This is a genomic window from Stenotrophomonas sp. RIT-551, assembly GCF_026241915.1.
Taxonomy (GTDB): Bacteria; Pseudomonadota; Gammaproteobacteria; order Xanthomonadales; family Xanthomonadaceae; genus Stenotrophomonas; species Stenotrophomonas bentonitica_A.
On record NZ_JAPJIU010000015.1, the window covers coordinates 45,207 to 68,632 of the forward strand.

A 23,426-nucleotide genomic window follows, 5' to 3' on the forward strand; every position below is an offset into this window, starting at 1 on the left:
TGCACGTGTCGCCCCACGTGTCGGCGCCAACGGCAGCCGACCAACGGTCGGCTCTACGTCGGAGGGGACCACGTATGCGCGCCGGTGACGCTGTACACACTCCGCCGCTGCCTTCAAGACTGCCGCCTGCGCCCCCCATCCTCCAGAATGACCGCATGAACTCCGCCACCTTCCGCGATGAAATCCTCACCCGCGAGCGCATGCAGGCCATCATTGCCGCGCATCCGCGCGCGGCCGCCTTCGAGAACTGCACCTTCGATCACGGCGACTTCTCGCGGCTGGACATGGATGGGTTCCAGTTCAACCAGTGCTCGGTCACCGGTGCCTCCTGGCTGGCCGCCTCACTGGAGGAAAGCCAGTGGACGAAGTGCCGCGGCAGCCAGTGCGATTTCAGCTCGGCGTTGCTCAGCGACGCACGCTTCTCGCACTGCGATCTCAACAACAGTCATTGGCGACGCGCGACGCTGTCCTCGGTGCGGTTCCAGGACTGCAAGCTGACCGGCGCGCATCTGCAGGAAGTGACCGGCTGGGCGCTGGAGTTCCGCGAGTGCCTGCTGGTCAGCGCTGACCTGCGCGGGATGTCATTCCGCAAGGCGCAGTTGGAGGGCATGGATTTTTCCGAGGCCGAGCTGTCCGGCTGCGATTTCCGCGATGCGGTGTTCAACGGCGGCAGCCTGCGCAATGCACAGACGCGGTTGACGCGCTTCGAAGGTGCCGACCTGCGTGGCACCGACATCAGCGGGCTCAACGTGATGGACGCCAAGCTGTTCAAGAAGGCGGTGATTTCGCAGCGCCAGGCGGCGGCCGCGTTGGCGTCGTTCGGGTTGATCGTGGCGTAAGGGCGAACCGACCAACGATCGGTTCCTACATGGCGCGGTCGTTCGTCAGTGACGCGGCAGGGGCCGGCTGATGGTCGGCGCAGCACGTACACCCGGTAGTGCCGGCCGCTGGCCGGCTCTCCTTCAGGTCTGACATTCGCGAGGGCCGGCCAGCGGCCGGCACTACCGTGATGGTCCGACAGCAGTGCTGCCCCAGGGACTCAGGCGAGCAGGCGCTCGATCAAGCGCTGGTACAACGCCGGCAGCGCCTCCAGATCCGCGACGCGCACGTTCTCGTCGACCTGGTGGATGCTCGCATTGACCGGCCCCACTTCGATGCACTGCGCACCCAGTGGCGCGATGAAGCGCGCATCGGAGGTGCCACCGCCGGTGCTCTCTTCCGGCGGCGCCCCGGCAAACTCGCCGAGCACGTCACGCGCGACGCGGCGCAGCGTGCCTTCCGGGGTGTAGAACGGCTCGCCACTGCGATGCCACTTGAGCGTGTACTCGAGCGCATGGCGGTCCAGCAGCGCGGCGATCTCCTGCTCCAGCGCCGGCGCATTCCAGTGCGGGTTGTAGCGCAGGTTGAACAGCACCTGCAGCTCGCCGGGAATCACGTTGTTGGCACCGGTCCCGGCATGGATGTTGGAGACCTGCAGGCTGGTCGGCGGGAAGCTCTCGAAGCCGTCATCCCAGTGCCGGGAGGTGAGTTCGGCCAGGGCGGCGGCGGCCAGATGGATTGGATTGCGCGCCTTGTCGGGATACGCGACATGGCCCTGCACGCCCTTCACCGTCAGCGTGGCCGAGAGGCTGCCGCGGCGACCGACGCGCAACAGATCGCCGAGCACGGCCGTGGAGGAGGGCTCACCGGTGATGCACCAGTCGATGGTCTGGCCACGCTCGCGGAAAATATCGGCGACGCGACGCACACCGTCGATGGCATCGCCTTCCTCGTCACTGGTCAGCAGCACCGCCAGCGTGCCGGGGTGATCCGGATGCGCGGCGACGAACTGCTCGGCGGCCACCACGAAGGCGGCCACACTGCCCTTCATATCGGCCGCGCCACGTCCGTACAGCACGCCCTCACGGATCTGCGGATCGAACGGATCGCTGGTCCAGGCCGAGACCGGGCCGGTCGGCACCACATCGGTATGCCCGAGCAGCACCAGCACCGGCGCGCCCTGCCCGTGTGTGGCCCACAGGTTGTCGACCTCGCCCAGGCGCAGGTGTTCGCAGTGGAAGCCCGCTCGCTCGAGACGGCCAGCCAGCAGTGCCTGGCAGCCGGCATCCTCGGGGGTGACCGACGCGCGCGCGATCAGGTCGCAGGTCAAGGCAACGACGTCGTTCACGCGCCCACTCCGAACCGCTGCTTGAAGCCGTTGTCCGAGAAACCCTGGGTCATCACGCCATCGGCGCTAACCACCACCGGGCGCTTGATCAGCTGCGGGTACTCGCGCAGCAGCAGCTTCCATTCGGCCTCGGAGTCCGCCGCTTTGCGGTTCTCCGGCAGTTGCCGCCACGTGGTGGAGGATCTATTGATCAGCGCAGGAAAGCCACCGGCCTGACCGGCCCAGTCGATCAGGGTCTCCGGCGTCGGCGGGTGGTCGCGGTAGTCGACGAAGGTGTACGGCACCTGGAATCGGTCCAGCCACTTGGTGGCCTTCTTGCAGGTGTCGCAGTTCTTCAATCCGTACAGAATGGTGGTCATGGCGCGGCGTGCAGCATCGATCAGGAAGGACGTCGTGAGGATGTCACAACAGGCGTTCGGACACGACCCGGAACGGTACCTGCGGCACCCGGAAACAGAACGCCTCGGCCAGATCGACGCCCATGGCGGCAAGGTGCGGGCAGGACACCGGGCCCTCCAGTTGCAGGGGCTGCACGTCCGAAAGGGCAATCGGCAGATCGATATGGGTCAGGGCCAGCCGACCATCCGCGGCGACCGCGAACGCGGCCTCCTGGCAGGCCAGGAACGCCATGGCCTGCGCTGCATCGGTGAACGCCCCGGCCGCCCACGCCGCCACCAAGGCCGTTGCCGGGCGCACCTGCGCCTGTAGTGCGGGCGCGCTGCCCTGCCCCGGCTCGATCACGGTGTGCCCGCCATCGGCATCCACGGCATGCTCGAAACGCCCGGCCAGATGCGGTTGCATGGCGTCGCTCCACAGGCGTGCACCGGCCGCGTGCATCACGCTGTCGATCACATTGCGATCAAAGACGACAAGCGGCGTGGTTGACATGCCGGTCGCGTGATCCGGCACCACATACCAGCGCCAGTTGCTCTGCAGAGGGGAAGGGAAAATGCGACGCAACGGCCCCGCCAGCGCCGGACCGAAATGGCCGTGACGGTAGGTCAGGATCGTATAGGGCGTACGCCCGTCATGCACGAACAGGCGATGGCCCGGCGGGGGCGGCGGTGCATGACGCACGTCCACCCACCAGCTCAGGTACACCACCTCACGCACATCACTGATCAAGGCCGGTACCGGCAGCACGCGGGTCAGCGCGCGCCGGGCGGCGGTCAGGTGCGAGCAGCCGAGCAGGCCCTGCAGCGCGCGTCCCGGCCACCCCGCGAACGGGTGCCGGTAGCGCGCCGCCTGCGCCAGCGCGGGCTGCGGCGTGCTCAGTCGGCCAGGCCGCGCAGCAGCTCGTTGACGCTGGTCTTGCTGCGGGTCTTGGCATCGACCTGCTTGACGATCACCGCGCAGTACAGCGAGTGCGAGCCGTCCTTGGACGGCAGCTGGCCGGACACCACCACGCTGTACGGCGGCACCGAGCCGTAGCTGATTTCGCCGGTGGCGCGGTTGTAGACGCGGGTGCTCTGGCCGAGGAACACGCCCATGCCGATCACGCTGTGGTGGCCGACCACGAAGCCTTCCACCACTTCCGAACGCGCACCGATGAAGCAATGGTCTTCGATGATGGTCGGGCTGGCCTGCAGCGGCTCGAGCACGCCGCCGATGCCGGCGCCGCCGGACAGATGGCAGTGCTTGCCGATCTGCGCGCACGAACCCACCGTGGCCCAGGTGTCGACCATGGTGCCCTCGCCCACGTAGGCGCCGATGTTGGTGAAGCTCGGCATCAGCACCACGTCCTTGCCGAAGTAGCTGCCGCGGCGCGCGATCGCGCCGGGCACCACGCGCACGCCGGCGCGGCGGAATTTGGCTTCATCGAAGCCGGCAAAGCGCGATTCGACCTTGTCCCAGAACGGCGCCGGACGCGCGTCGACCACGGCCATGTCGTTGACGCGGAAGTACAGCAGCACCGCCTTCTTCAGCCATTCGTTGACCTTCCAGCCACCGTGGCCATCGGGCTCGGCGACGCGGAATTCGCCGGTTTCCAGGCCGTCGATGACGCGGCCGACCAGCGGCTTGGTGGAGCCTTCGATCTCGTGCAGGGTCAGCGTCGCGCGGCGCTCGAAGGCGCTTTCGATGCCGAACTTGAGTTCTTCCACGCCCGGCGTGGCCGGCTTGCGCAGCGACTTGCGCGCAATGGTGGCATCACGGCTGGCGCTGCGCTTGGCCGCGCTCTCGGCCGGAGTGGCGGCGACCTTGCGTGCCGGCGCCTTTTTCGCAGCGGCCTTCTTGACTGCCGGCGCCGCCTTCTTTGCCGCGGCGGTGGTCTTCTTCACCGCGGGTGCGGCAGCAGGGGGCTTGGCCGCCGGGGTCTTCGCGGCGGTCTTCTTGGCAGGCTTGGTGGCCATCAGTGGGGGTCTCCGGCTTTTCGATCAGGGTCCAGGCAGGCGAGCATGGCGTCTTGCAGCTGCTGTCTGGCGGATTCGGTGAGGGCGTGATCATGCTCATCGCTGATCACGAACATGTCTTCGGCGCGTTCGCCGAAGGTGGCGATGCGCGCATCATGCACGCGCAGCCGCTGGTTGCGCAGCACGAACGCCACGTCGGCCAGCAGGCCGGGGCGGTCGGGCGCGACCAGGCTGAAACGGGTGCTGGTGGTCTCGCCATCGGTGACATCGCGGAACTCGATGCGCGGGGCGAAACGGAAGTGCCGCAGCTGGCGCGGAATGACCCGCCGCGACGGACGCAGCCGGGTCAGGTCGCCGGACAGCGCTTCACGCAGGCCGGCCTCCAGGCGCAGCGCGTCGCCATCGGCGAAGCTGTCGGCCGGGGTCACTTCGAACGTATCGAAGATGGTGTCCACCGGGCCGTCCAGCACACGCGCGCGGTGGATGCCGTAGCCCTTGCGATCCAGCGTCATCACGATCGCGGCAAACAGGCCATCGCGATCCGGCGAGTGCACGAACACCTCCAGCGCGTGGTCGTCCGGGGTGATCCGGCGCACCTTGACCAGGGTCTGGCCCTGCTTGACCGGCACCAGCGCGGCGGCCTGCCAGGCAAGCTGCTCGGGCCGCAGCCGGATGAAGCTCTCATCGGGCATCACGGTGAACTGACGCTCGATCGTCGCGTCGTCGTAGCCGCGCTCGCGCACCAGCTGGCGCACCGATTCGCGCGCTTCGGCAACACGCTCGGCGGCTGGCATCTGGTTCTCCAGCCCGTCGCGCAGCGCGCGCCGCGCCGCGAAATACAGGTCGGCCAGCAAGCGGTCTTTCCAGGCATTCCACAATTTGGGGCTGGTCCCGGCAATGTCGGCGCAGGTCAGCAGATACAGGTAATCGAGCCGGTCGCGGCTGGCCACCAGGGTGGCGAAGCGATGGATCACGTCCGGATCGGAGATGTCCTGCTTCTGCGCGGTGACCGACATGCGCAGGTGCTGCTCGACCAGCCAGGCCACCAGCTCCGTATCGGAACTGCTCAGCGCCAGCGCCTGGCAGAATTCGCGCGCATCCACCGCACCGAGTTCGGAGTGATCGCCGCCGCGGCCCTTAGCGATGTCATGGAACAGGCCGGCCAGCAGCAGCAGCTCCGGTTTGCGCAGGCGCGGCCAGACCTCATGCGCGATCGAGAAACGCTCGTCGGCGCGGCTGCTGGCGAACAGGCCGATGTTCCGCAGCACCATCAGGGTGTGCTGGTCCACGGTGTAGACGTGGAACAGATCGAACTGCATGCGCCCGGAGACCTGCGCGAAGGCGGGGATCCACTGGCCGAGCACGCCCAGGCGCGCCATCCGCGCCAGCGTGTCGACCGCGCGCGGGCTGCGCAGCAGGGCCAGAAACTGCTCGCGTGCGGCGGGACTGGCGTCGGTATACGCGGCCAGGTCCGGCAGCGCTTCGGCCAGCGCGCGGGCGGTCAGCGAGTGCAAGCCGCGCACATCCGGGTTGTAGGCCCAGCTGGAGAACAGCGCGAACACCTGTTCGATGTCGCCCTCGGGCCAGGCCGGATCGTTGGCCGCCAGGTAGCCACGGCGCAGCGAGAACCCCACGCTGACCGGCTCGGGCACCGCCTCGCCATCGAACTGTTCCTCGAAGCGCTGCAGCAGGCGGTCGCTGATCCGCCGCACCACGGTGGCGCTGCGGTAGAAGCCCTGCATCATTTTTTCCACGGCCAGGCTTTCGATGTCGTCTTCGAAACCCAGGCGGGCGGCAAGTGTCTTCTGGTAATCGAAACGCAGGCGCTCTTCGGGCCGGTTGGCGACCAGATGCAGGCCGAAGCGCAGCCGGGCCAGGGCGCAGCGTTCGCGCTTGAGCGCGGCCGCTTCATCCGGGCCGAGGTGGCCCAGGCCGACCAGTGCTTCCAGGTCGCGCACGCCGAAGGCACGCAACGCCATCCAGCCCAGGGTATTGAGATCGCGCAGGCCGCCGGGGCCGTCCTTGATGTCCGGTTCCAGGTTGTCGGCGGTATCACCAAAGCGCTGATGGCGGGCGAGCAGCTCTTCACGCTTGGCGAGGAAAAACTCGCGCGGCGGCCACAGGCCGTCCACGTTCACCGCGGCCTTCAAGGCCGCGCGCGCGCTGTCGTCGGCAACCACCGGGCGCGATTCGATCAGTGCGGTCAGCACGGTCTGGTCGGCGCTGGCCTGGGTGCACTCGGCCGGCGAACGCACCGCGTGACTCACAGGCAGGCCGCAATCCCACAGCAGCGCGAAAAAGCGCGCCAGCCCGGATTCGTGCCGCCGCTGCTGTTCCGGCGTACCCAGCACCAACACGTCGATATCCGAGCGCGGGAACAACTCACCGCGCCCATACCCACCGACGGCAAACAAGGCCAGTCCAGACCCGGCCGGCAGGCAGCGATGCCACGCCAACCGGATCAGGTGGTCGGCCGCGCGGGCGCGCAACGCGAGCAGGCGCTCGATGTTGTCGCCCTGGTCGAAACGGCGGTACAGCCGTGCGTCGGTCTGTTGCAGCGACTGGCGCGCCAGCGCCGCCCAGTCCGGGTCGGCGACGGATTCGGCCGGCGCGTCCAGCATCGGGCTCGCCGGCAGCATGCTCAGACCTGCGATTCGCCGGGCGAGAGGGTCAGCACGTCGACGCCGGTCTCGGTGACCGCGACCATGTGCTCCCACTGCGCCGACAACTTGCGGTCCTTGGTGACCACGGTCCAGCCGTCGGGCAGCACCTTGTTGTAGCGGGTGCCCTCGTTGATCATCGGCTCGATGGTGAAGGTCATGCCCGGCTGCAGCACCAGGCCCTGGCCCGGACGACCGTAATGCACCACCTGCGGCTCGTCGTGGTAGACCTTGCCGATACCATGGCCGCAGTACTCGCGCACCACGCTGAAACGCTCGGATTCGGCATAGCTCTGGATCGCGTGGCCGATATCGCCCAGCGTCGCGCCCGGCTTGACCGCGCGGATGCCGCGCCACATGGCTTCGTAGGTCGCATCGACCAGGCGCTTGGCCATGACCGACGGCGTGCCCACGTAGTACATGCGGCTGGTATCGCCGTGCCAGCCATCCTTGATCACGGTGACATCGATGTTGACGATGTCGCCGTCCTTGAGGACCTTGGCTTCACTGGGAATGCCGTGGCAGATCACGTTGTTGACCGACGTGCAGACCGTCTTGGGGAAGCCGCGGTAGCCGACATTGGCCGGCGTGGCCTTCTGCACGTTGATGATGTGGTCGTGGCAGATGCGGTCCAGCTCTTCGGTCGTCACGCCCGGCTTGACGTGGGGGGTGACGATGTCGAGCACCTCGCTGGCCAGACGGCCGGCGATGCGCATCAGTTCGATTTCCTCGGGGGTTTTCAGATTCACGCTCATGGCGCCCATTATCGCCGATCCGGGGCCAATCTGAACGGGATGGGGTAGAACGCTGACAGCCGCGGTTTGGGCGGCCGGGCCGGTCAGGTCCATGAATGACTGCGATGCACGTCCCAGAACGCAGGATTGTGCCGAAAACGGCCATTGAATCTGTCAAATCTCACGGTCTCCCAACAAGACGAAACCTATAACCGGGTCAACACCGTTCCATCGCCCCACCCGTTCGGCAGCATCGTGTTGTTCAGCAAGGACCCGCGTCCAAGGAGCATGCCCATGCGATTTCTCCGTCCTGCCCTGTTGAGCCTGGCCATTGCCAGCCTCGCTGCGCCCGCCCTGGCGGCCGATACCACGACCTTCAACGTCAAGATCATCATCACCAAGGCCTGCACGATCACCGCAGCGGCCGCCACCGATGTGGATTTCGGCTCGGCCCTCTCCACGGCCACCACCCCGTCCAACGCCCAGGGCACGATCACCGCCCAGTGCTCGGCATTGACCCCGTACACCGTCGCCCTCAATGCCGGTGCGAACGCGGGAACCGCCAATGACGTGACCACCCGCCGGATGAAGAACACCGATGCGAGCGTGACGGCGAACAATTTCGTCGGCTACCAGCTCTATCGCGATGCCGCCCATACCAATGTGTGGGGCGCGACCACCGGCACCAATACGACGGCCGGCATCGGCACTGGCCTGGCGCAGACATTGAATGTCTACGGCCAGATCGCCAACCCCAGCGTCAACAACGCCGCTGCGGGTAACTATCAGGACACGATCACCGCCACCATCACCTATTGAGGTCCGCCATGCCGATTTCCGCAGGGCGTCGCCCTGGGCGGTTCGGGTGCGCGGTGCTGGGCTGGCTGTGGCTGCTGATGGGGAGCGCCACCGCCGCAAGCCTGCAGGTCGCCCCCACCTCATTGCAGCTGACGCCACGGCAGAACGCCGATGCGCTCTGGCTGACCAACAGCGGTACGACGCCGGTGCAGGTGCAGGTGCGGGTCTTCGAGTGGCGCCAGGACACCGGCCAGGACCAGCTCCTGCCCACCACCGACCTGCTGGTCAGTCCGCCGATGCAGTCGTTGGCGGCCGGCCAGCAGCAGCTGATCCGCGTAGTGCGCAGCGACGCTGAGGCACCCTCATCGCAGCGCGCTTACCGGGTGATCGTCGATGAACTGCCCACGGTGGATCCGCGTCGCAGCGGGATGCAGTTCGTGCTGCGCTATTCGATGCCGGTGTTTGTCCAGCCCGGTGCGGAGGGCCCGCTCGGACACGCGCTGCAGGTACGCCTGACACGCCTGGATGACGGGCGCCCGGCCCTGGAGGTGCACAACAGCGGCAACAGTTACGCGCAGCTGGCCGACATCGGCCTGGGGCCCGTCGACCGACCGCAGATCATCCATCCCGGCCTGCTCGGTTACGTACTCGGTGGACAGACCATGCGCTGGCCACTGGATGTCCCGGCCGCCCGCCTGGCGGGCGCCACAGTCTCGGCAAAGATCAATGGCGAGTCGGCCCAGACGCCACTGCCCGCCGCGCCGCCGGCTCGCTGAGGCCTGCATGCGGATGCTGCTTACCGCGACGCTGGCCCCGTGCGCCGCGATGGCAGCGGACGCCGACGCGGGCATCGACGCATCGGCCGACACCCTGTTGCCGCCGCCGACACCGTTGACGGCCGCACAGACGCTGCACCTGGATGTGACCCTCAACCAGGCACCGCGTGGCCTGCTGCCGTTCACCGAGCTGCAGGGCAGGCTGATGGCCTCGGGCGCGACGCTGCGCCAGCTCGGGTTTTCCGCACGGGGCGAGGAGCAGGTCGCGCTGGACCAGCTCAGCGGGGTTGTCGTGCGCTACGACGCAGCGCTGCAGACGCTGGCCCTGGACGTCCCGCTGGAACAGCTGTCGTTGCCTACCACGCGGCTGGAGCGTGCAGCCGATACTGCGCCGCCTGCAGCGTCCTCGCTTGGCATGCTGGTCAACTACGATCTTTACGGCAGCCACAACGAGGGCGGCGGCAACCTGGCCCTGACCACCGAACTGCGCCTGTTCGGGGTGGGCCACGGCGTACTGGAAACCAGTGCATTGCAGCGCACCTGGCAGGATCCGGCCGATCGTCGGTGGCGGGGCGAAAGCGTGCGGCTGGATACGGCGTGGCGCCTGGACTTCCCGGAAGCGGCCGTGTCGCTGACGGTGGGCGATTTCTACAGCGGCTTCGTCGACTGGAGCCGGCCGGTGCGCATGGGCGGTGTGCAGATCGGCCGCAACTATGGCCTCCAGCCCTATCGTGTGCTGAGCCCCACCCCCACGTTCCTGGGGGAAGCGGTGGTTCCGTCCAACGTGGAGCTGTATGTGGATGGCCTGCGCCAGTACAACGGCGAGGTCCCGGTCGGGCCGTTCCAACTGGCCGCCCAGCCGGGCATCAACGGAACCGGCAATGCCCAGGTCGTGATCACCGATGCGTTCGGCCGGATGCAGACCCTGGACTTCGCCTTCTATGGCACGCAGCAACTGCTCGCCAAGGGCCTGTCCGACTGGTCGGCCGGCGTGGGCAGGATGCGGAAGGACTACGGCATCCGTTCGTTCGCCTATGAAACGCCCGTGATCGGCAGCGCCACCTGGCGCTACGGCGCCAGCGATCGCTTCACGGCCGAAGCGCACGTGGAAGGAGGCGGCGGCGTGGTCAATGGCGGCGCTGGCGGCTGGTGGCTGCTGGGCGGCGCCGGCGTGCTCAACGCCGCCTACGCACGCAGCCGCCATGACGCTCTCCAGGGAGGGCAATACGCGCTGGGCTACAGCTGGAACAACCGCCGGTTCAACGTCAACCTGCTGACCCGGCGAACCCACGGCCACTACCGCGACCTGGGCGCGCTGCAGGACACCCTGCCCCCGGACATCAGCGAGCAGGCCACCCTGGGCATCAACCTGCAACGCGCCGGCTCGCTCAGCGCCAGCTACCTCCGGCTGCGTTACCCCGACGGCGACGACAACCGCTACGCCAGCGTGTTCTGGTCGCGCAGCTTCGGCGATCGCTGGTCGGCCTATCTCTCGTTCAACCAGAACCTGGCCGACAGCGATGACCGCAGTGCCTATCTGTCGGTCTCCGCTGCGCTGGGACGCAACCGCCAGAGCAGCCTGTCGGCACAACGCAACGGCGAACGGATGACCTATGTCGCCGATCTGTCCCAGCCCGTGCCCGGCGATGGCAGCCAGGGCGGCTACGGGTGGCGGGTGCAGGCGCGCGGCGGCGACGATGGCGGCGGTGGCCTGGCCGAACTCGGCTGGCTCAACCGGGTCGGGCGCTACTCGATGGGCTACGCGCGCCAGGGCGATCTTGACTACGGCTACGCCAGCGCCAGTGGCAGCGTGGTGTGGATGGGCGGACATGTATTCGCCGCGCGCGAGGTGCCCGACGCCTTCGCCGTGGTCTCCACCGACGGCTACCCGGGCATCCCGGTGCGGCTGGAAAACCGGCTGATCGGCAGTACCGACAGGAACGGCCTGCTGCTGGTGACCCCGCTGCTATCGTGGCAGCGCAACCGGATCTCCATCGATACGCTGGACCTGCCGGCGGACATGCGCGCCGACCGGGTGGACACCTGGGTGACGCCGCGACAGAGCGCCGGGCTGGGCGTCGACTTCGGCCTGCGCCGCACCCGGGCCATGCGCGTGATCCTGCACGATGACGCCGGGGCCCCGCTGCCGGTCGGCAGCAGCGTGCGCCTGCCCGCTGGCGGCACTGCCTCGGTGGGCTACGACGGGGAGACCTATCTGGAAGATGTCGTGCTGCCGGCCCAGTTGCAGGTCGAGTTGCCCGAAGGGCACTGCAGCGTACGCCTGGACCCGCCCGTCACCGCCACCTCCCCCGGCGTACCCCGCGTCGGGCCGCTGCGCTGCGTGCCGACCTCCCCACCATGACCGGCGCGCGTACGCTCATGATCGTGCTGATGCTGATGGCCCTGTGCTGGGCACCCCGGGCACGCGCGGATACGACCTGCACGGCCACGGCGCCAGGCGCATTGGCGTTCGGCACCATCACCAATGGCGCGGCCAGCGCGACCGATGCCATGACCAGCTTCACCATCACCTGCAACACCACCGCGCTGAGCGTGCTGGGCAGCGCCAGCGTGCGCGCCTGCCTGAAGATCGGCACCGGCAGCACCGGCAGCACGCTGCTGCCGAGCCGCAGCATGAGCAACACCACCGCCGATCCGATGGCATTCCAGCTCTATACCAACGGTGGCCGCACCACGGTGTGGGGCGCGGTGCCGGGCGGTTCGCCGCCGGCAGCCATCGTGACCCTCAGTTACGGGGTGCCATTGATCACCGGCGGCAGCGGCGCCCAATCGGTCACGCTCTACGGGCAGGTGCCCGCCGCGCAGGTGCTGTCGGCCGGCGCCTTTGCCAGCAGCTTCACCGCCGCCAACGTCAGCCTGGAGTACGCCTACAACGAGAGCATCATCGGCATCGCCCAGCCGCCGGCGCTGTGCACCAGCACCAGCGGGGTCAGCGGCCACAAAACAGCCGATGGCGCCTTCCCGTTCACGGTCAGCGCCAACGTCCTGCCCCAGTGCAGTACCTACGTCACGACCGACATGGATTTCGGCAGCAACGCGGGGGCGATCACCGCCAACCTTGACCGCACCTCGACGATCGGCCTGACCTGCATCAACCGCACCGCCTACAGCATCGGCCTGAACAACGGGCAGAACGCATCGGGCAACGTGCGCCGCATGCGCTTCACTGCACTGGACGGCAGCGTCTACTACATCCCCTACGAGCTGTACCGGAACGCTGGGCGCTCCCAGCGCTGGGGCAACACGCTCAACACCGACACCCTGGCCGGCACCGGCACTGGCGCCGCGCAGACCCTCACCGTGTATGGGCGTGCCCCGCCGAGCGTCGGCGCGGTGCCCGCCCAGGGCAGCTACAGCGACGTCATCACGGTCACGATCACCTACTGAACAGCGCCGGCCAGGCCCTCAAGCCGTGGCCGTCGCGGCCGCTAACGCTCGCATCCCTCCGCAGTGCGATGCACGATGCCCGCGCGCCCCCCTTCCTTCGTCCTCGCCTGGCTGCTGGCCGTGTACGCCGCCGTGCCGGCCGCCGCGCGGCCCGGCGCAGGCAGCGCGGCCACGCTGCAGGTGGCGGTAAGGATCGTTGCCGATTGCCGCAGCCCCGGGGCGGAGGCGCTGCCCACCTGCCGGCCCGCGCGCCAGCGAGGCGACGCGCTGCATCCGGTGCCCGCGCAGGTGGCCGCATTGAGTCCGGCCATCGCGGATACCGGTCGCACCGCGCCTGTCACCGTGACCTACTGATGCAATGGCTGCCGGTTGCCCTGCTGATCGCCGTGACCGCCCTGCCCGCGCAGGCACTGGAAATCCGTCCGGTCCGTGTCTCGGTGCCGGCCGATGCGGCACAGGCCGAACTGTGGCTGGGCAACCCCGGAAGCACCGCCTGGCGCGGCCAGGCCCGGCTGTACCGATGGGAGCAGGCGGGCGACCAGGAACGCCTGCTCCCCGCCGACGACGTGGCCGTGAGCCCGACCCATCTGGCCATCGCCCCGGGCGGCGGCCAGCGCGTGCGCGTGGTCCGGCTGGGGACGGCGCCGGCGGCCGTTGAACAGGGATACCGGCTGGTGCTCAGCCCCGGGCCGGAGGCCGCCGCCGGCGCCGCGCGCTATTCCCTGCCGGTGTTCCTCGAACCCAGCATCCCTGCCACCGGCTCGCGCCTGCGCGTGGCGGCGGCCGGCAGCCCCGCCGCGCCGGTGTTGCGCCTCTATAATGAAGGCGCGGCCCATGCCCACCTTGCCGATCTGGTGTATGTGGATGCGCGCGGCCGACGCCAGCCCCTGATCGATGGACTGGCCGGGTACGTCCTGCCGCACAGTACCCGCAGCTGGGCCCTGCCGGCCCGCCCTGACGGCTATGCCAACGGCCGTTTCCTTGCCCGCCTGGACCATGCCGCCGAAGCAATCCTGGCCGCCCCGCCCGCCGAGATTGCGGCGCGGGCCGGGGCCGGGCTATAATCGACCGGATCTCCTGCCTCATCGAAGCAGGGAACACGTCAACACCGGACGTCACCGGTGAATCCACACCTGCCGCCCATATCCGTGCCGGGGTGCTCCGCAAGGAGTTCGGTCACGGAAGCGACAGGGAAGCCAAACCCCGGAACCACCCGCTTTGCGGCGGACCGCCCAACTATTACCCGTGGCGGCCGGTTCCCTATCAGGAGTTACTGCAATGCCCCAGGTCACCATGCGTCAGATGCTGGAAGCCGGCGTCCATTTCGGCCACCAGACCCGTTACTGGAACCCCAAGATGGGCCAGTACATCTTCGGCGCCCGCGGCAAGATCCACATCATCAACCTGGAAAAGACCGTTCCGCTCTTCAATGACGCGATGAACTTCATTTCCAGCGTTGCGCAGAAGCGCGGCACCATCCTGTTCCTGGGCACCAAGCGCAGCGCCCGCGAGTCGATCCGTGAAGAAGCCGAGCGTTGCGGCATGCCGTTCATGAACCAGCGTTGGCTGGGCGGCACCCTGACCAACTTCCGTACCGTGAAGCAGTCGGTTGCCCGCCTGAAGGAACTGGAAGCCGGTGAGACCGACGGCAGCTTCGACAAGCTGGTCAAGCACGAAGTGCTGGGCCTGCGTCGCGAGCGCGACAAGCTGGAAGCCTCGCTGGGCGGCATCAAGGACATGAACCGTCTGCCGGACGCGATCTTCGTCATCGATATCGGCCACGAAGACATCGCCATCAAGGAAGCCAAGAAGCTCGGCATCCCGGTGATCGCTGTGGTCGATACCAACTACAACCCGGAACTGGTCGACTACGCGATCCCGGGCAACGACGACGCCATCCGTGCCGTGCAGCTGTACGCCCGCGCCGCTGCCGACGCCGTGCTGGAAGGCAAGGCTGCTGCGCCGCACGCCGCCACCGTGCGTGAAGAAGAGTTCAGCGAAGCCGCTGCTGGCGAAGAAGCCAAGCCGGCCCGCCGCGCTCCGGCCAAGAAGGCTGCTGCTCCGGCCGCCGACGCGCCGGCTGCTGGCGAAGCCCAGGCCTGATCCAGGCCCGCGGTGGGCGCAGCGCGCCCACCGCTCCTGTCCGCTGCCGATGGCGCGACGACAGGACACTGTCATACGGGCCGGCCACCATGCCGGCCCAACCCCTTTCTTTCGTGAGGAAATCCCGTGGAAATCACTGCTTCCCTGGTCAAGGAACTGCGCGAGCGCACTGGCGCCGGCATGATGGAGTGCAAGAAGGCACTCGTCGAAAACGGCGGCGACATCGACGCCTCGGCCGAATGGCTGCGCAAGTCCGGCCTGGCCAAGGCCGACAAGAAGGCTGACCGCGTGGCTGCCGAAGGCATCATCGTGGCGGCCCAGGACGGCGGCAAGGCCGTGCTGGTCGAAGTCAACTCGGAAACCGACTTCGTCGCCAAGGACAGCAACTTCCTGGACTTCACCAAGGCTGTTGCTGCCACCGCACTGAGCTCGGGCGCTGCCGACATCGACACCCTGAAGGCCGCCAAGCTGCCGTCCGGCGAGACGATCGAAGAAGCCCGCGCCGCCGTCATCGCCAAGGTTGGCGAGAAGGTCGACGTGCGTCGCATCGTGCGCCTGGAATCGACCAACAACGTCGCTGCCTACGTGCACGGCGGCCGCATCGGCGTGCTGGTCGAGCTGGCCGGTGGCAACGAAGAGCTGGCCCGTGGCCTGGCCATGCACGTGGCTGCCATGAACCCGCCGCACAACAAGGCCGCCGATGTGCCGACCGAGTTCGTTGCCAAGGAAAAGGAAATCGAACTGGCCAAGATGTCCGACAAGGACAAGTCCAAGCCGGCCGATATCCTGGAAAAGATCATCAGCGGCAAGATCGCCAAGATCGTCAACGAAGTGACCCTGTACGGCCAGCCGTACGTGCTGGACACCAACCAGTCGGTCGAGCAGGTCCTCAAGGCCGCCGGTGCCGACGTGGTCGGCTTCCAGCGTCTGGCGGTCGGCGAAGGCATCGAGAAGGTGGTGGAAGACTACGCCGCCGAAGTGATGAAGCAGGCCGGCCTGGCCTGATCTTCACTGCTCGAATGTGTTACGAAAGAAGCCGCGGACTCCGCGGCTTCTTTTTTTTGTCCACTGGCTTTGCTTTGTGTGCCGGATCAGGGCAATACTCCCAAACCGATCTGCCGCGTCAACGCAAGAAATCAAGGACGAAACTGTGATGCACCTCAGGTATTCTTGCCCCAACATACTGACAACCCCGCCATGCCTCCCGAGCTGACAGCCGCCCTGGCGCTCTGCCGCAACCTGCCCTCCCCGCCCGGTATTGCCCTGCGCATCATCGAACTGGCGCAGGATCCGGAAGCGGACATCACCACCGCCGCCGACATCATCGCCATCGACATGGCGTTGAGTGCCCGCATGCTGCGCATCGCCAATTCGCCGCTGTATGCCAGCCGCCGCCGGATCGAGAATCTCGGCCAGGCGCTGACGATGCTCGGCCTGAATGCCACGGTCAGCCTGGCCCTCGGCTTCACCGTGACCCAGAACCTGACCGCCGCCGGTGACGGCCAGGACCTGCGCGAGCGCGCGTGGCGCCGCAGCATCCTCAGCGCCCTGGCCGCCAGCCTGCTGGGGCAGGCGCGCGGCCTGCGCAAAGCCGAAGAGCTGATGCTGGCCGGCCTGCTGCAGGATATCGGCGTGCTGGCCCTGGCCCAGGCGCAACCGGACACCTACCTGCCGCTGCTGCGCCAGGCCACCGACAACGACGCGCTGGTCGCCCTGGAGCGCGAACACCTGCAGTGCAGCCACGCCGACGTCGGCGCGTGGGTCGCCGAGGAATGGGGCCTGCCGCGCTACCTGGTGGACAGCATCGCGCACAGCGAATCGCCCGCCACCGGCGATGACAATTTCCAGAACTGCGTCGCCCTGTCCGGCGCGGTGGCCGATATCTGGCTCGGCACCGATGCCGATGCCGCGCGCGAGCACGCCCTGCAGCAGGTACATGACACGCTCGGCCTGGACAGCGCCCAGTTCGACCAGGTTCTGGGCCGCATCGGTGAATCGCTGCCGGACATCAGCACCCTGTTCGAGACCCCGCTGTTCTCGCCCTCGCGCGTGCAGCAGCTGATCGACCATGCCCAGGAGCTGGCCACACTGCGCAACCTGCGCGAGATGCAGGATGCCGCCCTGGCCCGCAAGCGGGCGGATGAATTCGAAGCGCGCGCCAACCGGCTGGCCGAGCAGGCGCACCGTGACGCCCTGACCGGCGTGCTCAACCGCCGCCAGCTGGAAGCCGTGCTCGAGCAGGAATTCCTGCGCGCCACCCGGCATGGCTGGCCGCTTTCGGTCGCCTTCATCGACCTGGACGACTTCAAGAAGATCAACGACGCCCATGGCCACCTGATGGGTGACCAGGTGCTGCGCATGTTCGCCACCAAGCTGCAGGAGCAGCTGCGCAACAGCGACACGGTGGCCCGCTTCGGCGGCGAGGAATTCATCGCGCTGCTGCCCAACACCACCGAGCCGGTCGCGCTGGAAGTGGTGCGCCGGGTCCTGGCCAGTATCGTCAACACGCCGATGGCCGAAGTCGCCAGCGGCCCGCTGTTCGTGACCTTCTCGGCAGGCGTGGCGACCCAGGGGGGCTATGAGCGTTTCGCCGATGTCCAGGATCTGCTCAAGGCCGCCGACGACGTGCTGTACCGCTCCAAGAACCTGGGCCGCAACCGGGTCATCGCGCGCTCGCCCAGCACCGCACCGGCCTGAGCGTTACCCCCGCGCGGGGCCGTCATCACGGCCCCTACAGCGCCCCCATGCGCCGCACCGCAGCAAATTTATGCTGCCCGATGGCCCGGCTTCCAGTAGAATCCGGGCGTTTTCCACGCACCCAGAGATCGCCATGTCAAAGCTCGCCTATCGCCGCATCCTGTTGAAAGTTTCCGGGGAGGCGCTGATGGGAGACGAGGACTACGGCATCGACCCCAAGGTGATCCACCGCCTCGCCCGTGAGGTGATGGAAGCCCAGGCGGCCGGCGCCGAAGTGGCCCTGGTGATCGGCGGCGGCAACATCTTCCGCGGCGCCGGCCTGGCCGCAGGCGGCATGGACCGGGTCACCGGCGACCAGATGGGCATGCTCGCCACCGTGATCAACGCGCTGGCCATGCAGGACGCCCTGGAAAAGCTGGGCGCCAAGGCCCGCGTGATGAGCGCGATCAAGATCAACGACGTCTGCGAGGATTACATCCGCCGCCGTGCCATCCGCCACCTGGAAAAGGGCCGCCTGGTGATCTTCGCCGCCGGCGTCGGCAGCCCGTTCTTCACCACTGATTCCGGCGCCGCCCTGCGTGCGATCGAGATCGGCGCGGACCTGCTGCTGAAGGCCACCAAGGTCGACGGCGTGTACGACAAGGACCCGAACAAGTACAGCGACGCGGTCCGTTTCGACAGCCTGACCTACGACGAAGTGATCCGCCGGGGCCTGGAAGTGATGGATACCGCCGCCTTCGCGCTGGCCCGCGACAGCGACCTGCCGCTGCGCGTGTTCGACATGGGCCAGCCGGGCGAGCTGCTCAAGATCCTGCACGGCGACAACATCGGTACCCTGGTCCAGGGCCGCGACAACGCCTGAGCCTGAGCGGCGCCCCACGCCGGGCGCCCTGAACGGCCCGGAAAGGGTCGGTATTCGCCTATAATCGCCCGATTCCCAGTTACATCCAGGATTCGGGCGATGCTCAACGAAATCAAGCAGGACGCGCAGACGCGCATGGCAAAGAGCATCGATGCTCTGAAGCACACCCTCACCTCCATCCGCACCGGCCGTGCTTCCCCGGCCCTGCTGGACCGCATCACCGTCAAGGCCTACGGCACCGACACCCCCCTGAACCAGGTCGCCTCGATCAGCGTTTCCGAGGGCCACTCGCTGGTCATCACGCTGTTCGACAAGGGCATGATCAAGGACGTCGAGAAGGCGATCTACGCCTCCGATCTGGGCCTGACCCCGAACGTGGCCGGCACCGTCATCCGCCTGAACCTGCCGCCGCCGACCGAAGAGCGTCGCAAGGAGCTGGGCAAGCAGGTCCAGAAGGAAGGCGAAGGCGCCAAGATCGCCATCCGCAACATCCGCCAGGACGCCAACAAGGCGATCGCCAACCTGCTCAAGGACAAGGCGATCAGCGAAGACGACAAGAAGCGCGGCGAAGATGACATCCAGAAGCTGACCGACAAGTCCATCAAGGACGTCGACAGTGTGGTCGCCGAGAAAGAAAAGGAACTGATGGCGGTCTGAGCCCCATGTCCCAGGCCCCGACCAGCGGCACTGCCGCGCCCATGCCGCGCCACGTCGCCATCATCATGGATGGCAACGGGCGTTGGGCACAGAAGCGTCGTCGCCCGCGCGTGATCGGCCATCGTGCCGGCGCGCGCGCGGTCAACCGCACCATCGATTTCTGCCTCGACAACGGCATCGCCGCATTGACCCTGTTCGCCTTCTCCAGTGAAAACTGGGGCCGGCCGACCGATGAGGTCGATGCGTTGATGAAGCTGTTCCTCAATGCGCTCGACCGCGAAGTGGACGAGCTGCATCGCCGTGGCGTGCGCGTGCGTTTCATCGGCGAGCGCGAGCGCTTCGGCGCCGGGCTGGTCAGCCGCATGCAGCTGGCCGAACAACGCACCGCCGACAACCGTGCGATGACCCTGAGCATCGCCGCCAGCTATGGTGGCCGCCAGGACATCGCCCGCGCCGCACGCGAACTGGCCGCCGAGGTCGCGGCTGGCCGCCTGCTGCCCGAGCAGATCGACGAAGCGATGCTCAGCAGCCGCGTGGCCCTGGCAGACCTGCCGCCGCCGGACCTGTTCATCCGCACCGGTGGCGACACCCGCATCAGCAATTTCCTGCTCTGGCAGCTGGCTTACACCGAACTGTGGTTCACCGACGTACTGTGGCCCGAGTTCGACGCCGCCGTCCTGCAGCAGGCGATCGACGCCTATGCTTCGCGTGAACGCCGTTTCGGCCTGACCAGCGCCCAGATCGCCGCCTTGGCCACCGAGACCTCTTCCCCATGACCAAGACCCGAGTCATCGCCGCGCTGATCATGGCGCCGGTCGCCATCCTCGCCATCCTGATGCTGCCGACCCAGTGGCTGGCCGCTGCCGCTGCCGCGGTGTTCCTGATCGGCCTGTGGGAATGGCTGAAGCTGGCCGACGTGGAAGACACCCTGGCCCGCACCATCCTGCTGGTGCTGAACCTGGTGCTGATGGTGCTGATCGTGTGGGCCGATGCCGGCTCGCTGGTGCTGTACCAGATCGCCGCGCTGGTCGGCATCGGGTGGTGGTTGCTGGCCCTGCTGTGGCTGCGCTTCTTCAACTTCGGCGCCAGCCCCAGCAGCCCGGCGCGTGCCCTCAAGCTGCTCGCCGGCACCCTGGCGATCGTGCCCGCCTGGGCATCGCTGGTGCTGATCCATGCCAGTGGCGAGAACGGCCACCTGTGGCTGCTGACCGCGCTGGCCGTGGTCTGGGCCGCCGATTCGGGCGCCTATTTCGCCGGCCGCACCTTCGGCCGCACCAAGCTCGCCCCGCGGATCAGCCCCAACAAGACCTGGGAAGGCCTTGGCGGCGGCATGGTCGCCGGCCTGATCGTGGCCCTGGGCTTCGGCTGGCTGGCCGGGATCGACAGCGGCCACCTGATCGGCCTGGTCATCACCGCCGTGGTGACCGTGTTCGCCTCGGTGCTGGGCGACCTGTACGAAAGCCTGATCAAGCGCCACGCCGGTGCCAAGGACTCGGGCCACATCATCCCGGGCCATGGCGGCGTGCTCGATCGTATCGACGGCGTCCTCGCCGCCCTGCCGGTGTTCGCACTCGGCAAGGAAATCTTCGGGTTCTAACCATGGCCAGCGCTTCCGCCCCCCGCCAGGTCGCCGTGTTCGGCGCCACCGGTTCGATCGGCGCATCCGCGCTGGACGTGATCGCACGCCATCCGGACCGCTACCAGGTCACCGTGCTCGCCGCCGGCCGCCAGGTCGATGCGCTGGTTGCCCTGTGCGCCGTGCATCGCCCGGCCCATGCCGTGATCGCCGATGAATCGCTGTACGCCGCCCTGCGTGACGGCCTGCGTGACGCCGGCCTGGCCACCCAGGCCCATGCCGGCGCCGGGGCGCTGGACCAGCTGGCCGCCAGCGATGTCTGCGACACGCTGGTCGCAGCGATCGTCGGCGCGGCCGGACTGTCCTCGACCCTGGCCGCCGCCGCGGCCGGCAAGCGGATCCTGCTGGCCAACAAGGAATCGCTGGTGCTGGCCGGCGAGCTGCTGATGCGCCAGGCCGCTGCCGCCGGGGCCGAGATCATCCCGATCGACAGCGAGCACAGCGCGATCTTCCAGTGCCTGCGTTCGCGCGATGCCAGCCTGGACGGTGCCGGCGTGCGCCGGATCATCCTGACCGCCTCCGGGGGCCCGTTCCGTGGCCGTACCCGCGAACAGCTGGCCCAGGTCACCCCGGCCCAGGCCGTGGCGCACCCGAAGTGGTCGATGGGCCCGAAGATCTCGGTCGATTCGGCGACGTTGATGAACAAAGGGCTGGAAGTCATCGAAGCCCACCACCTGTTCGGCGTGCCGGGCGAGCGTATTGACGTCCTGGTCCACCCGCAGAGCCTGGTGCATTCGCTGGTCGAGTTCGTCGACGGCTCGACCCTGGCCCAGATGGGCCTGCCGGACATGCGCACCACCCTGGCTGTCGGCCTGGGCTGGCCGCAGCGCATTGAATCCGGGGTCGGCGGGCTGGACCTGCTGACCCAGGGCCGGCTGGATTTCGAAGCCCCGGACACCGAGGCATTCCCCTGCCTGAAGCTCGCCTGGCAGGCCATGGCCGCCGGCGGGACCGCCCCGGCGATCCTCAATGCCGCCAACGAAGTCGCGGTTTCAGCGTTTCTTCAGGGGCGGGCAGCTTTCCTTGCCATTCCAGCGCTGGTCGCTAACGCTCTGTCAACACTGTCCAGCGAGTCCGCCGATACACTGGAGGGCCTGCTGACCGCCGATCAGCGCGCCCGCCAGATCACCCAAGCCGCCATCGACCACGCCTGAATGCCCCACACGCCCCCTTACAGTGCTGATCACCATGGGTGATTTCATCGGATCCGTCTGGTGGATGATCGTCAGCCTTGGCCTGCTGGTGACGTTCCACGAGTTCGGTCACTACTGGGTCGCCCGCCGCTGCGGGATCAAGGTGCTGCGCTTTTCTGTCGGTTTCGGCAAGCCGCTGTGGTCGCGCCGCAACCGCGCGGGCACCGAATTCGCGATCGCCGCCATTCCACTGGGTGGCTACGTGAAGATGCTGGACGAGCGCGAGGTCGAAGTACATCCCGCCGAGCGCGGCCAGGCCTTCAACCACAAGACCGTGTGGCAGCGGATCGCGGTGGTCGCCGCCGGTCCGGCCGCCAACCTGATCCTGTGCATCGCCCTGCTGTGGGCGATGTTCGTGATCGGCAAACAGGATTACTCGGCCACCATCGGCCGCACCACCGGCATGGCCCAGACCGCGGGGCTGCAGGCCGGGGACCGTGTGGTCAAGGTCGATGGCCGCAGCGTGGCCACCGCCGGCGAGGCCAGCATGGCGCTGACCACCGCGGCGATGGATCGTCACGATGCCCAGGTCGAGGTCCTCGATGGCCTGGACCAGGTACGCACCCGCACCCTGCCCCTGTCCCAGCTGCCGACCGGCTTCGATGAGCGCCGCGTTCCCCAGTTGACCGGGCTGAGCTGGCAGTTCTGGCTGCAGCCGGCGCTGGTGGACAAGGTCCTGCCCGATGCGGCTGCCCAGGGCGTGCTGCTGCCCGGCGACCTGATCGTGGCCGTGGACGGCCAGCGCATCGAAGGTGCCGACCAGGTCCCGGCGCAGATCGCCGCGCTCGGCCAGCGCGGTGGGCCCGGCATGATCGACGTCCTGCGCGGCGGCGAGCGGCTGGCGCTGGAGATCACCCCCCGCCAGGGCGTGGACGGCCGCGGCCAGCCGACCTGGCAGATCGGCATCGGTTTCCCCGAGACCCATGCCCCGGCATACGACGCTGAGCTCAAGTTCGGGCCGTTTGCGGCAGTGCCGGTCGCCCTGCGTGAAACCGCCCGGATGGCGGGGGATTCACTGGGGATGATGCGCCGCATCGTCACCGGCAATGCCTCGCTGCAGAACATCTCCGGCCCGGTCACCATTGCCCGGGTCGCCAATGTCTCGGCCAAACGTGGCCTGGACTGGTTCCTGTATTTCCTGGCCCTGCTGTCGCTGAGCCTGTGCATCATCAACCTGTTGCCCATCCCCATCTTGGACGGCGGGCACCTGCTGTATTACCTTATCGAGTTGGTCAAGGGCAGCCCGCTGAGCGAGCGCGCCATGGCTGCCGGGCAGTATGTGGGCCTGGCGCTGCTGGCGGGGCTGATGGGATTGGCGTTCTACAACGACATCCTCGGCCTGGTCCCGCGATGAACTTTTTTCCTTTTGTCGTCGTCTTATGCG

22 protein-coding genes are annotated in these 23,426 nt (G+C 67.8%); 16 read left to right on the top strand and 6 right to left on the bottom strand.

The features are described 5' to 3' along the window. Positions 1–155: 155 nt before the first annotated feature. Positions 156–839 carry a pentapeptide repeat-containing protein gene (locus tag ORK51_RS15405; protein ID WP_266085624.1) on the top strand — a complete coding sequence of 228 codons (684 nt, stop codon included), beginning with the start codon at positions 156–158 and terminating at the stop codon, positions 837–839. Between the two features lie 200 nt (positions 840–1,039). On the opposite strand, the gene dapE is transcribed toward ORK51_RS15405, so the two are convergent. Genes dapE through map form a run of 6 tightly spaced genes read right to left on the bottom strand, consistent with a single transcriptional unit; the run spans position 1,040 to position 7,933 of the window. Beyond that, positions 1,040–2,167 carry a succinyl-diaminopimelate desuccinylase gene (gene dapE, locus ORK51_RS15410; RefSeq protein WP_266085626.1) on the bottom strand — a complete coding sequence of 376 codons (1,128 nt, stop codon included), beginning with the start codon at positions 2,165–2,167 and terminating at the stop codon, positions 1,040–1,042. After that, positions 2,164–2,526: an arsenate reductase gene (locus ORK51_RS15415; protein ID WP_019184384.1), complete on the bottom strand. Its 363-nt coding sequence runs from the start codon at positions 2,524–2,526 to the stop codon at positions 2,164–2,166. Before ORK51_RS15415 ends, dapE begins: the two co-directional genes overlap by 4 nt. Positions 2,527–2,569: 43 nt before the next feature. Continuing rightward, a complete protein-coding gene (locus ORK51_RS15420) occupies positions 2,570–3,442 on the bottom strand; it encodes a hypothetical protein (RefSeq protein ID WP_026069970.1) in 873 nt (290 codons plus the stop codon). Continuing rightward, entirely contained in the window at positions 3,439–4,518 is a 1,080-nt protein-coding gene (gene dapD, locus ORK51_RS15425) for a 2,3,4,5-tetrahydropyridine-2,6-dicarboxylate N-succinyltransferase (protein WP_266085628.1), read from the bottom strand. Before dapD ends, ORK51_RS15420 begins: the two co-directional genes overlap by 4 nt. Next, positions 4,518–7,139: a [protein-PII] uridylyltransferase gene (locus tag ORK51_RS15430; RefSeq protein ID WP_429000691.1), complete on the bottom strand. Its 2,622-nt coding sequence runs from the start codon at positions 7,137–7,139 to the stop codon at positions 4,518–4,520. The genes dapD and ORK51_RS15430 overlap by 1 nt, the downstream gene beginning before the upstream one ends. Before the next feature lie 20 nt (positions 7,140–7,159). After that, on the bottom strand, positions 7,160–7,933 hold the full coding sequence (gene map, locus ORK51_RS15435; RefSeq protein WP_026069972.1) for a type I methionyl aminopeptidase: 774 nt from the start codon (positions 7,931–7,933) through the stop codon (positions 7,160–7,162). A 273-nt stretch (positions 7,934–8,206) separates the two neighbouring features. Here map and ORK51_RS15440 point away from each other — a divergent pair, with 273 nt between their 5' ends. From ORK51_RS15440 to rseP, 15 genes are all read left to right on the top strand, one after another. Next, complete coding sequence (locus tag ORK51_RS15440) at positions 8,207–8,731, top strand: Csu type fimbrial protein (protein ID WP_026069973.1); 525 nt, start codon at positions 8,207–8,209, stop codon at positions 8,729–8,731. 8 nt (positions 8,732–8,739) lie between these two features. Further along, positions 8,740–9,486 (top strand): fimbrial biogenesis chaperone, encoded by a 747-nt coding sequence (locus ORK51_RS15445; RefSeq protein WP_266085632.1) that lies wholly within the window; start codon positions 8,740–8,742, stop codon positions 9,484–9,486. A gap of 7 nt (positions 9,487–9,493) precedes the next feature. Continuing rightward, complete coding sequence (locus tag ORK51_RS15450; RefSeq protein ID WP_266085634.1) at positions 9,494–11,848, top strand: fimbria/pilus outer membrane usher protein; 2,355 nt, start codon at positions 9,494–9,496, stop codon at positions 11,846–11,848. Next, on the top strand, positions 11,845–12,894 hold the full coding sequence (locus ORK51_RS15455) for a Csu type fimbrial protein (protein WP_266085636.1): 1,050 nt from the start codon (positions 11,845–11,847) through the stop codon (positions 12,892–12,894). Before ORK51_RS15450 ends, ORK51_RS15455 begins: the two co-directional genes overlap by 4 nt. 75 nt (positions 12,895–12,969) lie before the next feature. Then, positions 12,970–13,248: a hypothetical protein gene (locus ORK51_RS15460; protein WP_070426942.1), complete on the top strand. Its 279-nt coding sequence runs from the start codon at positions 12,970–12,972 to the stop codon at positions 13,246–13,248. Beyond that, positions 13,248–13,958: a fimbrial biogenesis chaperone gene (locus ORK51_RS15465; RefSeq protein WP_070426941.1), complete on the top strand. Its 711-nt coding sequence runs from the start codon at positions 13,248–13,250 to the stop codon at positions 13,956–13,958. The genes ORK51_RS15460 and ORK51_RS15465 overlap by 1 nt, the downstream gene beginning before the upstream one ends. A gap of 214 nt (positions 13,959–14,172) precedes the next feature. Further along, complete coding sequence (gene rpsB / locus ORK51_RS15470; RefSeq protein ID WP_019184395.1) at positions 14,173–14,997, top strand: 30S ribosomal protein S2; 825 nt, start codon at positions 14,173–14,175, stop codon at positions 14,995–14,997. Between the two features lie 126 nt (positions 14,998–15,123). Next, positions 15,124–16,002, top strand: a complete 879-nt coding sequence (tsf, locus tag ORK51_RS15475; RefSeq protein ID WP_070426940.1) for a translation elongation factor Ts — start codon at positions 15,124–15,126, stop codon at positions 16,000–16,002. Positions 16,003–16,194: 192 nt separating this feature from the next. Further along, a complete protein-coding gene (locus ORK51_RS15480) occupies positions 16,195–17,694 on the top strand; it encodes a GGDEF domain-containing protein (protein ID WP_070426939.1) in 1,500 nt (499 codons plus the stop codon). 133 nt (positions 17,695–17,827) lie between these two features. After that, on the top strand, positions 17,828–18,556 hold the full coding sequence (gene pyrH, locus ORK51_RS15485) for a UMP kinase (protein ID WP_019184398.1): 729 nt from the start codon (positions 17,828–17,830) through the stop codon (positions 18,554–18,556). 99 nt (positions 18,557–18,655) lie between these two features. Beyond that, positions 18,656–19,213: a ribosome recycling factor gene (gene frr / locus ORK51_RS15490; RefSeq protein ID WP_019184399.1), complete on the top strand. Its 558-nt coding sequence runs from the start codon at positions 18,656–18,658 to the stop codon at positions 19,211–19,213. 41 nt (positions 19,214–19,254) lie between these two features. Then, positions 19,255–19,989 (top strand): polyprenyl diphosphate synthase, encoded by a 735-nt coding sequence (gene uppS, locus ORK51_RS15495; protein WP_087947514.1) that lies wholly within the window; start codon positions 19,255–19,257, stop codon positions 19,987–19,989. Continuing rightward, positions 19,986–20,810, top strand: a complete 825-nt coding sequence (locus ORK51_RS15500) for a phosphatidate cytidylyltransferase (protein WP_046272045.1) — start codon at positions 19,986–19,988, stop codon at positions 20,808–20,810. Before uppS ends, ORK51_RS15500 begins: the two co-directional genes overlap by 4 nt. Positions 20,811–20,812: 2 nt before the next feature. Further along, complete coding sequence (locus ORK51_RS15505; RefSeq protein ID WP_266085643.1) at positions 20,813–22,003, top strand: 1-deoxy-D-xylulose-5-phosphate reductoisomerase; 1,191 nt, start codon at positions 20,813–20,815, stop codon at positions 22,001–22,003. 34 nt (positions 22,004–22,037) lie between these two features. After that, positions 22,038–23,396 carry an RIP metalloprotease RseP gene (gene rseP / locus ORK51_RS15510; protein WP_266085645.1) on the top strand — a complete coding sequence of 453 codons (1,359 nt, stop codon included), beginning with the start codon at positions 22,038–22,040 and terminating at the stop codon, positions 23,394–23,396. Positions 23,397–23,426: the final 30 nt, after the last annotated feature.